A 13,006-nucleotide genomic window follows, 5' to 3' on the forward strand; every position below is an offset into this window, starting at 1 on the left:
ACTGTGGTCAAATGACCGTATGGTCCGAAATGTCGTATCGCTGGTCATGGTCGCTGTCCTGGCCGCCGTGCTCACGACCGACGTCCGGCCGGTCGAGGCCGGCCTGAACCGGACGCCCGTGGTCGGCGGCGTGGTGGCGCCGCAGGGCAAGTTCCCGTGGGCGGTGCGGCTCTCGATGGGCTGCGGCGGGGCGCTGACCGAGCCGCGGGTGGTGCTCACGGCCGGGCACTGCGTCGACGACACCGGCCGCAACGACAGCATCGAGGTCACCGCCGGGGTTTCCGACCTGCGGTCCAGCAGGGCGCAGACCGCCCGGTCGGAACGGGTGATCCGCGCCGAGGGCTTCGTCGACGAGGTGCACGGGGACGACTGGGCGGTCATCCGGCTCGACCGTCCGCTGCGCCTGCCGACGCTGCCGCTGGCGCAGGACGCGATCGGTCCCGGCCGCTACATCGTGATGGGCTGGGGCCAGACCCGTGAGGACTCCGTCGAGCAGGAGCAGCGGCTGCACTACGCCACCGTGCCCTCCGTGCCGGATGAGAAGTGCGAGGCGGCGTACGTGAAAGCGGGGGTGACGCTCGTGCGGGACGAGCAGATGTGCGCCGGGTCGCCCGGGGTCGACACCTGCCAGGGAGACAGCGGCGGACCGATGATCGGGCGGGGCCGGCACGGCGAGTGGGTGCAGGTGGGCATCGTGAGCTGGGGTCTCGGCTGCGCACGCGACGGATACCCCGGCGTCTACACCCAGCTGTCGACGTTTCGTCCCGCGATCGAGAAGGCTGTCCGGAAGCTCAGAAATTGAACGTGGTGTCGGGCTTGGCCGGCCGTGGCCGCTTGCGACGGAACAGGATCGCGGCGATCACCCCGCCCAGCAGGCCGAGCAGGTGGCCCTGCCACGACACCGGCTGATCGGTCGGCAGGATGTTGTAGAGCTGATACCAGTACAGCAGGCCGATGAACGCGGCCACGCCGAAGTTCCACCACGAGCGCTCGACCAGGCCGCGCGTGACCAGCAGACCCAGATAACCGAAGATCACGCCGCTGGCGCCCACCACAACGCTGTTCGGATCGCCCACGAACCAGACGCCCAGGCCGCTGACCAGCACGATCACGAACGTCGACCAGATGAACCGCTTGGTGCCCCCGGCCAGCGCGAACGTGCCGACCAGGATGAGCGGCACGGCGTTGCCGTAGAGGTGATCCCACCCGGCGTGCAGGAACGGGCTGAACAGCACGCCGTCGAGACCGTCGACCCGGTGCGGGATGATGCCGCCGGCCACGTCGAGCTGGCCCGAGCCGATGCCGACGTCGATCGCCTCGATCAGGAAGAGCACCGGGATCACGGCGCACATCGTCACGAAGGCCCGGCCCAGCGACGCGTAGAAAGCGTCAGTGCCGAACTTGGCTTCTGCCTCTGCGCGCGCCTCGGGTGCCCCGTAACTCATCTTTCGATAGTTCCAGGCGAGGGCGAGGCCCGCCAAACCGGCGGGCCTGCCACAGCGAATTCTCAGATTACGGGCTCACTGTCACCCAGCGTCACCGTCGGGAGATGGCCGTCGAAGTCGACCGCCGAGTACATGGCCAGCTTCTCCAGGCGGTGGTACGAGTCGATCACCCGGATGGTGCCGCTCTTGGACCGCATGACGATCGACTGGGTGTGTGCGCCACCCGACCTGTACCGCACGCCCTTGAGCAGGTCGCCCGAGGTCACACCGGTGGCCACGAAGAAGCAGTTGTCGCCGGTGACCAGGTCGTCGGTGGTCAGCACCCGGTCGAGGTCGTGCCCCGCGGCCAGCGCCTTCTCGCGCTCGGCGTCGTCGCGCGGCCACAGCTTGGCCTGGATCATGCCGCCCAGGCACTTGAGCGCGCACGCGGCGGTGATGCCCTCGGGGGTGCCGCCGATGCCCATCAGCACGTCCACGTCGGACTCGAAGCGGGCCGCCGAGATCGCGCCCGCGATGTCCCCGTCCGAGATGAACTTGATGTTCGCCCCGGCCTGGCGCACCTCCTCGATCAGCTGCGCGTGCCGCGGCCGGTCGAGGATGCAGACGGTCACGTCGGAGATGCTCGACTTCTTCGCCCGGGCGATCCGCTTGAGGTTCTCGGCGGTGCCGGCGTTGATGTCGATCACGTCGGCGCAGTCCGGCCCGACGGCGATCTTCTCCATGTAGAAGACGGCGCTGGGGTCGAACATCGCACCCCGCTCGGCGACCGCCAGCACGGCCACCGCGCCCGGCATGCCCTTGCTCATCAGCGTCGTGCCGTCGATCGGGTCCACTGCCACGTCGACCTCGGGCCCGGTGCCGTCGCCGACCTGCTCCCCGTTGAAGAGCATGGGCGCCTCGTCCTTCTCACCCTCACCGATCACCACCACGCCGCGCATCTGGATCGAATTGATCAGCTTGCGCATGGCGTCGACGGCCGCGCCGTCACCGCCGTTCTTGTCGCCCCGGCCCACCCAGCGGCCCGCGGCCATCGCGGCGGCCTCCGTGACACGAACCAGATCGAGGGCGATGTTGCGGTCGAGATCCTGCGGGAACCTGGCTGGCATGGGCGCCTCCTCGCGACGATGCGGGGTCGGTGAATGCACCGATCCTCACACGTCCGGACGCGCAAAGTCCCGCGTCAGCGACATGGTTAACAATGGGTGGGTGGAACCCGCATCGCCCGCACCCGCCCCCGCGCGGCTCAGCCGTGGGCAGGAACGCTCGCCCAAGGACATGGCGATGTCACTCGCCGTCCTGCTGATCCCGATCGCGCTGCTGCTCACCTTCTATCGGCTCGTGCTGGACGGGGACAAGCCGGTCTCGGTCGACGCCGCGCCGGTGTTCCAGCAGGCGCAGCAGGCGGGCCTGTTTCCCGTGCTGGTCCCGCAGGGCCTCGGCGACGACTGGCACGCCACGACCGCCACTTTCCGGCGGGCCGAGAACGGCGCGACGCTGCGGATCGGTTACGTCGACCCCGACAAGGACCCGATCCAGCTGATCGAGAGCAACGTGCCGTCGGACGTGTTGCTGCCCGCTGAGCTGTCGAAGGACGCCAAGCCGATCGGGCAGGTTCGCTCCGAGGCCGGGGTGTGGCGGCTCTACGACGCCCGGCCGGGAGAGAAAGCACTGGTCATGGCCGACCAGAGCCGTACGGTCGTGCTGGTCGGCAAAACCGGCAGCGACAACCTGGAAGCCCTGGCCGACACGCTGCGCTGACCACCGCCGGCCGCCGCGCCTGACCGCCGCGGATCCGCGTCGCCGTCGGCTCAGCTGTCGCCGCGGGCCGCTCGGGCTGCCTCGATCCGTTCGCGGGCGCCGTCGAGCCAGCGCTGGCAGACGTCGGCCAGTTTCTCGCCCCGCTCCCACAGGGCCAGCGACTCCTCCAGCGAGCTGCCGCCCTGCTCCAACCGTTCGACCACGGTGGCCAGCTCGGTGCGGGCCTGCTCGTAGCTCAGCTTCTCGTCACTCACTCGTTCTCCCGTACGGCTGCTCGCAGCTCGCCCTCGGCGAGCCGCACCCTGACCACATCGTCGGCTCTGACCTCGCCGGCCGCGCGGACCACATGCCCGTCCTCGCGCTGCACGATCGCGTAACCCCGTTGCAGCGTGGCCGCCGGGGACAGCGCCCGCAGGCGGGCGACCGTGTGGCGCAGGTCGTCGTCGGCGCGGTGCAGGCGGTGCTCGAGGCTGCGCACGGCCCGGTCGCGCAGCGCCGTCACCTCGGCAGCGCGCTGGTCGACCATGAGCTCGGGACGGGCCAGCGACGGCCGCGAACGCCACGACTCGATGCGGTGGGTCTCGCGGTCGATCAGGGTGCTGACGGCGCGGTCGAGCCGGCGGCGGGCGTGCTCGATCAGCTGCGTTTCCTCGCCGAGGTCGGGCACGATGCGCTTGGCCGCGTCGGTCGGGGTGGAGGCGCGCAGGTCTGCTACGTAGTCGAGCAGCGGCGCGTCCGTCTCGTGGCCGATCGCGCTCACCACCGGGGTGCGGGCGCCGAACACGGCCCGGCAGAGCGCCTCATCGCTGAACGGCAGCAGATCTTCCACGCTGCCGCCGCCGCGGGCGATCACGATGACGTCGACGGTGTCGTCGTTGTCGAGCACCTTGAGCGCGTCGATGATCTGGGGCACCGCCGTGGGGCCCTGGACCGGCACGTTGACCACCCGGAAGTCGACCGACGGCCAGCGGCGGCGCGTGTTCATCAGCACGTCGCGCTCGGCCGCGCTGGCCCGTCCGGTGATCAGGCCGATGCGCTGCGGCAGGAACGGCAGGCGGCGCTTGCGCTCGCGGGCGAACAGGCCCTCGGCGGCCAGCAGCTTTTTCAGCCGCTCGAGGCGGGCCAGCAGCTCACCGAGCCCGACCTGGCGGATCTCGTCGGCGCGCAGGCTGAGGGTGCCGCGGGCCGGATAGAACTCGGGCTTGGCGTGCAGGGTGACCCGCGCGCCCTCGGCCAGCCCCGGCGCGCCGGAGTCGAGCACGTCGCGGTGGGCGGTGACCGTGAGGCTGAGATCGGCTGACGGGTCGCGCAGGGTCAGGAAGACCACCGTCGAGCCGGGGCGGCGGCTGATCTGGGCGACCTGGCCGTCGACCCACACCCAGCCCAGCTTGGCGATCCAGGCGCCGACCTTCTGACTGACGACACGGACCGGCCACGGCTCGTCGGCGGAGCTTTTCGGCTGCGCGCTGCGCGGGGGCGTCGCGGTCGGCTCGGGCTCACTCACCCGGCCAGACTACGGAAGGCCCCCGACATTCTCGTCGTCCGCCGTACGGGGCTGGTCGTCCCGGGCGTGCCGTCCGACGCTGCGCTGCTCGGCGTGCCCGGCCGGCGACGACCCCGGCGAGGGCCCCCACAGTGGCTCGGCCGCATGCCGCCCGGTTGCGGGTGGCTCGGCCGCATGGCGTCCGGTGGTCTTCGGCCCGGGTTGATACGGCTCGGCCGCGTGCCGCTCGGTGGTCTCCGGACCGGACGGGTATGGCTCGGCCGCGTGCTGCTCGGTGGCGTCCGGACCGGACGGATATGGCTCGGCCGCGTGCCGTCCGGTTGCGTTCGGCTCAGCCGGGCGTGTTGTCGTGGGCCGCACCCGGGTCAGGGCGAGCATGACGATCAGGCCGGCGCAGATCCAGAAGACCAGATCCGCCACCGTACGGACGGTGTCGAACCGCCAGCCGCCGGGATCGCGGGCGAGCATCGTGAACGGGAACCCGTGCCGCACCGCATACCCACCCGAGCAGCATTCGACGGCCAGCGCCGGGACAGTTGTGGCGGCCAACCCCACCAGGGCGACCGTGCCGCCCGCCACTACAGCCGGGCCTGGCGGCCGCCGCCGTCCGGCCGGTCCCGGGGCCAGCAGCAACAGGCCGGTGATCGCCAGCACCACGTGGAACGTCACGTATGACGCCGGAGCGAGCCCCATGGCCAGGTTGAGCACGCCGAGGGCGGCGCAGGCCCAGCCGGCGATCAGGCGGAGCGTCGCGATCGTCGAGGCGAGAAAGCCGGGTTCGTCCTCGGCGGCCTGAGACATGGATTCGAGTATCGGCCGAAATCTTGCCCGTTATCGGCGGTTTGCCCGACTTGCCCCCGCTCGGGCGCCGGGATGGCTCGGGACCGTCGGCCCTACTCGACGAAGGCCTTGTCCCCGGCCGGGGACAGATGGCGGATCAGCACTGCAGGCCTTGCTCGGCGATGGTCTTGTCCTCGGCTGGGCGCGGGCGGCGGATCAGCACTGCAGGCCTTGCTCGGCGATGGTCTTGTCCTCGGCCGGGCGCAGGTGGCGGATCAGGACCGCTGGCTTTCGCCGGCCGAGTCCTTTGCGCCGACCGGCCGCAGGCGGCGGATCAGCACTGCCGCCACCACCAGCAGGAGTCCAACATATGACCAGGTCAGCAGGTCGAAGGCGAGCGACAGAAGGTCGACCGTCCAGGATGCGGACCGGGCGACCCGCTCGGCGGTCTCGGGATCGTCGGCCAGGGCGCCGCGCTGGGCCCAGTGGAACGGCCAGCCACGTTCGGTGATGAAGGCGTACTTGCAGCAAGTGATCGATTCTTCGGCGAGCAGTCCGGCCGCCGTACCCGTCACCGCGACCCCGGACATCACAGCCGCGGTCGTCCGGCGGGGCAGCCGGATGCGATGCGGCATGAGCAGCACCAGACCGCCGAGAGTGAGCACGACGCCGGTCGCAATGTCCGGCACCGCGTTGGCCGTGTGCCCGTTGAGCAGGATCCACAGCAGGCCGAGGACCAGCGACAGCGCGCCCAGCAGGAACCGCAGCGCCCGCCCGGCGACCACCCACCACGGACCCGGTGCGACCGATTCGTCCCGCCGTTGCTCGTCAGACATCCGACGAGTATCCCGGTCGGTCCCGTCCGGGTCGAGGGCCGCTGTGGCGCTGATCGCAGCCGCGGCGGGTGTCGGTGGCGGCACGTACCATGGCCGGGTGAGCGAACCCCGGAAGCGTGTGTTGCTGGCCAAGCCGCGCGGATACTGCGCGGGCGTCGACCGTGCGGTGCAGACCGTGGAGGAGGCGCTGAAGCTCTACGGCGCCCCGGTCTACGTGCGTAAGCAGATCGTGCACAACAAGCACGTCGTCAGCACGCTCGAGGCGGCCGGCGCGATCTTCGTGGAGGAGAACGAGGAGGTGCCCGAGGGCTCGACCGTGGTGTTCTCGGCCCACGGCGTCGCTCCCGAGGTGCACGAGCAGGCCAAGGCCCGCAACCTCAAGGCCATCGACGCGACGTGCCCGCTGGTGACGAAGGTGCACCACGAGGCCAAGCGCTTCGCCAAGGACGACTACGACATCCTGCTCATCGGCCACGAGGGCCACGAGGAAGTCATCGGGACGTCCGGCGAGGCCCCGCAGCACATCCAGCTCGTCGACGGCCCCGACGCGGTCGACCAGGTCGTCGTGCGCGACCCGGCCAAGGTCGTGTGGCTGTCGCAGACCACGCTCTCGGTCGACGAGACGATGGAGACCGTGGCCCGGCTCAAGACCCGCCTGCCGCTGCTGCAGTCGCCGCCCAGCGACGACATCTGCTACGCCACGCAGAACCGGCAGCACGTGGTCAAGGAGATCGCGCCGGAGTGCGACGTGGTGATCGTCGTCGGCTCCACCAACTCCTCCAATTCCGTACGCCTCGTCGAGGTCGCCCTCGACGCCGGTGCTCGCGCCGGCCACCTGGTCGACTACGCCTCCGAGATCCAGGAGGAGTGGCTCGCCGGCGCCACCACGGTCGGGGTCTCCTCCGGCGCCAGCGTGCCCGACGACCTGGTCATGGAGGTGCTGGCCTTCCTGGCCGAGCGCGGCTTCGGCGAGGTCACCGAGTTCACCACGGCCGAGGAACGCCTCACCTTCTCGCTTCCGCAAGAGCTTCGCCGCGACATGAAGGCGCGGGCGGCCGCTAACTGAATTCCGGCGCCTGGGGCTGCCGGGGCGCGACTTCGAGCTGCGCCGGGGTGGGGATGTCGTCGTCCGAGACGCCCATCTCGGCCAGCTTGCGCGCGCTGACCAGCACGCGGGATTCCAAAGACCCCACTGCCCGGTTGTACGCCGTGACGGCCCCGCCCAGCGACGCGCCGAGCTTGCCGACGTGGTCGCCCAGCGTGGACAACCGGGCGTGCAGCTCACGGGCGAGGCTGTGCACCTCGACGGCGTTGCGGGCCAGTTCCTCCTGCCGCCACGAGAACGCCACCGTCCGCAGCAGCGCGATCAACGTGGCCGGGGTGGCCAGCACCACGTTGCGCCGGAAAGCGTGCTCCATCACCGCCGGGTCGTGACGGAGGGCGGCGTCGAGGAACGGGTCGGCCGGCACGAACAGCACCACGAAGTCGGGCGCCGACTCGAACGCCGTCCAGTACTCCTTGGCCGACAACGAGTCGATGTGCGAGCGCAGGTGCCGGGCGTGCTGATCGAGGAAGCCGTCGCGGGTGCGCTCGTCACGGGCCTCCAGCGCCGACAGGTACGCCTCCAGGGGCGCCTTGGCGTCGACGACAACCGTCCGGCCGCCGTGCAGTTTGACGACCAGATCGGGGCGTACGCCGGAATTGTCGGTTGCCGCCGTGACCTGCTCAGCAAAGTCACAGTGTTCCAGCAGGCCGGCCGCCTCGACGATCCGCCGCAGCTGATGCTCACCCCACCGGCCCCGCACCTGGGGTGTGCGCAGCGCGGCCACCAGTTGCTTGGTCTCGGTACGCAGCTCACCCGAGACGGTGCTCATCGTGCGCACCTGCTCGCGCAACTCGGCGTACGCGTCCACCCGTTCCCGTTCCAGCTCAGCGACCCTTTCCTCGTAGCGGCGCAGCGTGTCGTGCAGCGGCGCCACGGCTCGCGCCACGGCTTCCTGGGACTGCGCGGTGGCCTCGTACGACAGCGATCGAAGGGACTGCTCGAGCCGCTCCTCGCCGTCGGCGCGCGCCTGAATCGTGGCCTGGAGCCGCGCGATGTCGGTGGCCGCCCGCAACCGCGCGGCCAGCCACCCCAGGGCTGCGCCGACGGTCAAGCAGACAAGCACCACGAGGAGCGTCGAAACAGTCACATACCGGAGCCTGCCAGACCGTTCCCGCAAGACAGGCGCGGGTACCGTGGAAACATGAGCGTGTTGCTGATTCTCGGCATCGTCATCGTCGTCCTCCTCGTGATCCTTCTGGCCCGGCGCAGCGGCGCGGCGTCACAGCAGACCCGGCTGGAAGATGCGCGCGCCGAGGCCCAGCGGTGGTACGAGCGGCTCGGCGGCCAGCTGATGAACCTGCACGGCGACGACGCGGCCGCCCGGCAGGCGCTCTCCGACGCCGGTGAGCGTTACAACGCCGCCGGTGGGCAGCTGCAGCAGGCCAACACGGTGCGGCAGTTCGAGCTGGCGCGCGAGTCGGCCCTCGAGGGTCTGCAGTACGTGCGCGCCGCCCGCCTCGCGATGGGCATCGACCCCGGCCCCGACCTGCCCCCGCTGGCGTCGGCTCAGGGCGCCGGTCAGCTGACCAAGGAGCGTGAGGTCAACGTGCAGGGCCACGCGTACAAGGCTGGTCCGCGGCCCGGCGCCGACACGCCGTACTACTACCCCGGTGGCCGGGTGCAGGGCCGTCCGGTGCCCGCCGGGTGGTATTCGACCCCGGTCTGGAAGACGGCGCTCGGCGCGGGCGCCGGTGTCCTCGGCGGCATGCTGATCTTCGACGCGCTGCTGTCGCCCGGCTTCGGGGACATGGGCTACGGCGACGGCTTCTCCGACGGCTACGCCGACGCCGCCCAGGACTTCGGCGGCGGCGACATGGGCAGCGGCGACATGGGCGGCGACATGGGCGGCAGCGACTTCGGCGACTTCGGCGGCGGCTTCGACTTCTGACCCGCGACCGGTTCCCGCGACCGATTCCCGCGACTGGTTCTCGCGACTGGTTCTCGCGACTGGTTCTCGCGACTGGTTCTCGCGACTGGTTCTCGCGACTGGTTCTCGCGACTGGTTCTCGCGACTGGTTCCCGCGACTGGTTCCCGCGACCGGTTCCGGCTCTTGCGGCTAGGAACGGTGGCCGGAGACCGCCTGAATCGCGACCGCCGACCCCCGGACCCCATTGCCGAGTCGCGGCTGCGGGCTGTTGTCAGCCGGCGGCCGGGTCGTCCGGCGGCAGGTACTTGGCCAGCTCGCGGCGGAGGCGGCGCGGGCTCGGCCACACCTCGCTGAGGTCGGCCGTGTACGACTGCCCGTCGGGCGTCTCGGCCAGCGCGGGCGGGCCCGCCTCCTCGCCCTGCACGGGGTGCACCCGGTCCAGGTCGATCGGGGTCACCTCGAGCAGGTTCTTGAAGCCTTCCCGGCGCACGGTCACGTGTTTGATGTCGGCCCAGTCGAGCAGGATCGGATCGCTGTCCTGTGCGGCCAGCTCCAGCCCGCCCGACGAGATCCGCACCCACGTCTTCAGGGACCCGCGCGTCGAATAGCTGTACGCCCCGGCAGCCAGCGCAGCGATCACGGCGGCCTGCAGCGCGGTCTGCCACCACGGGTTACCGGCCCCACCGTCGCCCAGGAGCGCGGCAATCGGCGCTACCAGCGCGAACGACACCATCAACAGCACAAAAAGGGCGACAAACGTCCGTACCGGCGACGACTTGAACAGCACGGCGTCGCGGGCGGGCGCCTCCACCTGTTCGGGCGCGATCGACATGCCCTCATGCTGCCCTGCCGAGCGCCCCGGCTCCGGCGATTCGCCAGAGCCGGGGCCCGAACAACAGAGCAGCCCTCGTCGTCGCTCCTGGCCACGCCGAGCCTGCCCATGCCCCTGTCGGTGCCGCTCCTGTCCGTGCCGCTCCTGCTCGCGATGAGCGTGCTCGCGACGAGCGTGCTCGCGATGAGCCTGCTCGCGACGAGCGTGCTCGCGATGAGCCTGCTCGCGACGAGCGTGCTCGCGATGAGCCAGCTCGCGATCAGCGGCGCCGGATCTGGACCCGGGCCCGCGCTGCGGACCCGAGCCCCATGACGCGGCTGTCAGAAGGCGCTGGCTATCACCAGCTCGGGTGTGCGGCCAGGCAGCATGTCGAGCTTGGCTATCCGCCCCGCCGCTTTGAGGTCGCCCTCGACCAGTGCCAGCCGTTCCAGCACGTCGGCCGGCCCGAGCGCCTCGGCGAGCGGCACCGCCGCCTTCATCGACAGCTTGCGGTCCGACTTGGCCCGGCGGACCTGCCGCAGCGCCTCCCCGGCCAGATCGAGCAGGCTCGGATCGCCCTCACCGGCAACCCGGGTCAGCTCGTACGGCGTGGGCCACGTCGACTTGTGCACCGAGCCGTACCGCCACCACGACCACACCTCTTCGGTCACGTACGGCAGGAACGGCGCGAACAGCCGCAGCAGCACCGACAACCCCGCCGCCAGGGCCGCCCGGGCCGACTCGGCAGCCGGCCCTTCCGCGTACGCCCGTTCCTTGACCAGCTCGATGTAGTCGTCGCAGAACGTCCAGAAGAACGCTTCGGTCGCCTGCAGCGCGTCGGTGTGGTCGTACCGGTCGAACGCCTCGGTCGCCGTGGTGACCACCGTCGCCAGCCGGGCCAGCATCGCCTGGTCGAGCGGCTCGGTCACCGGCTGCCGCAGCGATCGCGCCGCGCCCAGCCCCAGCGCGAACTTGGACGCGTTGAGCAGCTTGGTCGCCAGCCGCCGCCCGACCTTGATCTGTGCCGGGTCGAAGGCCAGGTCGGCCCCGGGTCGCCCGTTGGCCGCCCAGTAGCGCACGGCGTCGGAGCCGTTCTGCTCGAGCAGGCTCATCGGGGTGACGACGTTGCCCTTGGACTTCGCCATCTTTTTGCGGTCGGGGTCGAGGATCCAGCCCGAGAGGACCGCCGATCGCCAAGGGAGCACACCGTTTTCGAGGTCGGCCCGCAGGACGGTGGCGAACAGCCAGGTACGGATGATCTCGTGGGCCTGGGGGCGATGATCCATCGGGAAGACCCGGCGGAACAGGTCCGGGTCGTCGTGCCAGCCGCCGACGATCTGCGGGGTCAGCGACGACGTCGCCCATGTGTCCATGACGTCCGGGTCGGCTGTGAAGCCGCCGGGGACGTCACGTTGCGACTCGTCGAAGCCGGGCGGACACTCCGAGGACGGGTCGACCGGCAGTGCTGTTTGATCCGGTATGAGAAACTTGTCATAGTCCGGTTCGCCAGCGTTGTCGAGCCGGTACCAGATCGGGATTGGCACGCCGAAGAACCGTTGCCGGCTGACCAGCCAGTCACCGGTCAGCCCGTTGACCCAGTGCTCGTATCGGTGCCGCATGTGCTCGGGGAACCAGCGCAGCTCCCGGCCCCGCTCGATCATCCGGTCGCGCAGTTCCTGGTCCCGCCCGCCGTTGCGGAAGAACCACTGCCGGCTCGTGACGATCTCGAGCGGCGAGTCGCCCCTCTCGTAGAACTTGACCGGGTGCGTGATCGGCCGCGGCTCGCCCAGCAGGTCACCCGTCTCGGTGAGGATCCGGACGATCTCGCGCCGGGCCGCGTTGACGGTCAGGCCCGCGAAGTCGCGATACGCCGCCTCGGAGACCCCGGCCGGGCGGTCGGGCAGGAGACGGCCGTCGCGCCCCAGCACGACTCGCGTCTCCAGCTGCAGGTCACGCCACCAGATGACGTCGGTCAGGTCGCCGAACGTGCAGACCATCGCGATGCCGGTGCCCTTGTCCTTCGCGGCCAGCGGGTGGGCGAGGACGGGCACCTCGACGTCGAAGTACGGCGTACGGACGGTGGTCAGGCCCTCGTAACGCTCGTCGCCCGGGTGATACACCAGCGCGACGCAGGCCGGCAACAGCTCGGGCCGGGTCGTCTCGATCTCGACCGGACCGTCGGGCCCGTGGAAACGCAGCCGGTGATAGGCGCCGGGACGCTCCCGATCCTCCAGCTCGGCCTGCGCGACCGCGGTGCGGAACCCGACATCCCACAGCGTCGGGGCCTCGGCCGTGTACGCCTCGCCGCGCGCCAAGTTGTCGAGGAAGGCACGCTGCGAGACGGCCTGGGCCCGCGGCCCGATCGTCGTGTAGGTCAGGTCCCAGTCGACGGACAGCCCGAGACGCCGCCACAGCGCCTCGAACGCCTTCTCGTCCTCGGTGGTCAGCCGCCCGCACAGCTCGACGAAGTTGCGCCGCGAGATGGCGACCGCCTGTTTGGGAGGGGCGGCCGGCGGCTCCCACGCCGGGTCGTAGGGCAGCGCCGGATCACACCGGACGCCGTACACGTTCTGCACCCGCCGCTCGGTCGGCAGGCCGTTGTCGTCCCAGCCCATCGGATAGAAGACAGCCTTGCCGCGCATCCGCTGGAACCGCGCCACCGTGTCGGTGTGCGTGTACGAGAAGACATGCCCCATGTGCAGCTCACCCGATACGGTCGGCGGAGGCGTGTCGATCGCGTATACATCCGCCCGCTCCTTCGAGCGGTCGAACGCATACGTGCCCTCCTCCTGCCAGGTGCGCGCCCACTTGTCCTCGAGGCCGTCGAGCGACGGCCGCTCGGGGAGACCGGCGCGCCCGGTCGTTCCCGTATCAGTCATGGCTGAATGCTACGGCGAGC

At 70.7% G+C, this 13,006-nt stretch carries 14 protein-coding genes; 5 read left to right on the forward strand and 9 right to left on the reverse strand.

Annotation, left to right across the window (positions count from 1 at the left end; translation table 11 throughout):
• Nucleotides 1-19: 19 nt before the first annotated feature.
• Nucleotides 20-802, forward strand: a complete 783-nt coding sequence (locus C8E87_RS19640; RefSeq protein ID WP_133874445.1) for a S1 family peptidase — start codon at nt 20-22, stop codon at nt 800-802.
• Here C8E87_RS19640 and C8E87_RS19645 read toward each other — a convergent pair.
• Entirely contained in the window at nt 792-1,445 is a 654-nt protein-coding gene (locus C8E87_RS19645; RefSeq protein WP_133874446.1) for a rhomboid family intramembrane serine protease, read from the reverse strand. The two genes, C8E87_RS19640 and C8E87_RS19645, sit on opposite strands and share 11 nt — an antisense overlap.
• A gap of 62 nt (nt 1,446-1,507) precedes the next feature.
• On the reverse strand, nt 1,508-2,551 hold the full coding sequence (gene glpX / locus C8E87_RS19650) for a class II fructose-bisphosphatase (protein WP_133874447.1): 1,044 nt from the start codon (nt 2,549-2,551) through the stop codon (nt 1,508-1,510).
• Between the two features lie 100 nt (nt 2,552-2,651).
• Between glpX and C8E87_RS19655 the strand changes: the two genes are divergently transcribed.
• Nucleotides 2,652-3,203, forward strand: coding sequence for a DUF4245 domain-containing protein (locus C8E87_RS19655; RefSeq protein ID WP_239079817.1), 552 nt, complete (start codon nt 2,652-2,654; stop codon nt 3,201-3,203).
• Nucleotides 3,204-3,253: 50 nt separating this feature from the next.
• Here the strand turns inward: C8E87_RS19655 and C8E87_RS19660 are convergent, their stop codons facing one another.
• The 4 genes from C8E87_RS19660 to C8E87_RS19675 all read right to left on the reverse strand — a co-directional run bounded on the left by C8E87_RS19660 (nt 3,254) and on the right by C8E87_RS19675 (nt 6,323).
• A complete protein-coding gene (locus C8E87_RS19660; protein WP_133874448.1) occupies nt 3,254-3,457 on the reverse strand; it encodes an exodeoxyribonuclease VII small subunit in 204 nt (67 codons plus the stop codon).
• Complete coding sequence (gene xseA / locus C8E87_RS19665; protein ID WP_133874449.1) at nt 3,454-4,707, reverse strand: exodeoxyribonuclease VII large subunit; 1,254 nt, start codon at nt 4,705-4,707, stop codon at nt 3,454-3,456. The genes C8E87_RS19660 and xseA overlap by 4 nt, the downstream gene beginning before the upstream one ends.
• Nucleotides 4,708-4,716: 9 nt before the next feature.
• Nucleotides 4,717-5,508 (reverse strand): hypothetical protein, encoded by a 792-nt coding sequence (locus C8E87_RS19670; RefSeq protein ID WP_133874450.1) that lies wholly within the window; start codon nt 5,506-5,508, stop codon nt 4,717-4,719.
• A gap of 254 nt (nt 5,509-5,762) precedes the next feature.
• Nucleotides 5,763-6,323 (reverse strand): hypothetical protein, encoded by a 561-nt coding sequence (locus tag C8E87_RS19675; protein WP_133874451.1) that lies wholly within the window; start codon nt 6,321-6,323, stop codon nt 5,763-5,765.
• Between the two features lie 97 nt (nt 6,324-6,420).
• Here C8E87_RS19675 and C8E87_RS19680 point away from each other — a divergent pair, with 97 nt between their 5' ends.
• A complete protein-coding gene (locus tag C8E87_RS19680) occupies nt 6,421-7,389 on the forward strand; it encodes a 4-hydroxy-3-methylbut-2-enyl diphosphate reductase (protein WP_239079818.1) in 969 nt (322 codons plus the stop codon).
• Here the strand turns inward: C8E87_RS19680 and C8E87_RS19685 are convergent.
• The gene (locus C8E87_RS19685; RefSeq protein ID WP_133874452.1) at nt 7,382-8,515 is read right to left on the reverse strand and encodes a DNA recombination protein RmuC; all 1,134 of its coding nucleotides are present in this window, start codon (nt 8,513-8,515) and stop codon (nt 7,382-7,384) included. The genes C8E87_RS19680 and C8E87_RS19685 overlap by 8 nt on opposite strands.
• 54 nt (nt 8,516-8,569) lie before the next feature.
• Between C8E87_RS19685 and C8E87_RS19690 the strand changes: the two genes are divergently transcribed.
• Complete coding sequence (locus tag C8E87_RS19690; RefSeq protein ID WP_133874453.1) at nt 8,570-9,316, forward strand: hypothetical protein; 747 nt, start codon at nt 8,570-8,572, stop codon at nt 9,314-9,316.
• A 251-nt stretch (nt 9,317-9,567) separates the two neighbouring features.
• Here C8E87_RS19690 and C8E87_RS19695 read toward each other — a convergent pair whose 3' ends face one another.
• Nucleotides 9,568-10,128: a hypothetical protein gene (locus tag C8E87_RS19695; protein ID WP_133874454.1), complete on the reverse strand. Its 561-nt coding sequence runs from the start codon at nt 10,126-10,128 to the stop codon at nt 9,568-9,570.
• A gap of 108 nt (nt 10,129-10,236) precedes the next feature.
• Here C8E87_RS19695 and C8E87_RS44595 point away from each other — a divergent pair, with 108 nt between their 5' ends.
• Nucleotides 10,237-10,440 (forward strand): hypothetical protein, encoded by a 204-nt coding sequence (locus C8E87_RS44595; RefSeq protein WP_208116362.1) that lies wholly within the window; start codon nt 10,237-10,239, stop codon nt 10,438-10,440.
• A gap of 8 nt (nt 10,441-10,448) precedes the next feature.
• Here the strand turns inward: C8E87_RS44595 and valS are convergent, their stop codons facing one another.
• Complete coding sequence (gene valS / locus C8E87_RS19705) at nt 10,449-12,986, reverse strand: valine--tRNA ligase (protein ID WP_133874455.1); 2,538 nt, start codon at nt 12,984-12,986, stop codon at nt 10,449-10,451.
• Nucleotides 12,987-13,006 lie beyond the last annotated feature (20 nt).

The organism is Paractinoplanes brasiliensis (genome assembly GCF_004362215.1).
GTDB lineage: Bacteria > Actinomycetota > Actinomycetes > Mycobacteriales > Micromonosporaceae > Actinoplanes > Actinoplanes brasiliensis.

Excerpts from the sequence above, each read along its gene's own strand:
- C8E87_RS19675 (WP_133874451.1), bottom strand. The coding sequence starts at position 6,323 with ATGTCTGACGAGCAACGGCGGGACGAATCGGTCGCACCGGGTCCGTGG.
- C8E87_RS19690 (WP_133874453.1), top strand. The coding sequence starts at position 8,570 with ATGAGCGTGTTGCTGATTCTCGGCATCGTCATCGTCGTCCTCCTCGTG.
- C8E87_RS19670 (WP_133874450.1), bottom strand. The coding sequence starts at position 5,508 with ATGTCTCAGGCCGCCGAGGACGAACCCGGCTTTCTCGCCTCGACGATC.
- valS (WP_133874455.1), bottom strand. The coding sequence starts at position 12,986 with ATGACTGATACGGGAACGACCGGGCGCGCCGGTCTCCCCGAGCGGCCG.
- C8E87_RS19640 (WP_133874445.1), top strand. The coding sequence starts at position 20 with ATGGTCCGAAATGTCGTATCGCTGGTCATGGTCGCTGTCCTGGCCGCC.
- glpX (WP_133874447.1), bottom strand. The coding sequence starts at position 2,551 with ATGCCAGCCAGGTTCCCGCAGGATCTCGACCGCAACATCGCCCTCGAT.
- C8E87_RS44595 (WP_208116362.1), top strand. The coding sequence starts at position 10,237 with ATGCCCCTGTCGGTGCCGCTCCTGTCCGTGCCGCTCCTGCTCGCGATG.
- C8E87_RS19645 (WP_133874446.1), bottom strand. The coding sequence starts at position 1,445 with ATGAGTTACGGGGCACCCGAGGCGCGCGCAGAGGCAGAAGCCAAGTTC.
- C8E87_RS19695 (WP_133874454.1), bottom strand. The coding sequence starts at position 10,128 with ATGTCGATCGCGCCCGAACAGGTGGAGGCGCCCGCCCGCGACGCCGTG.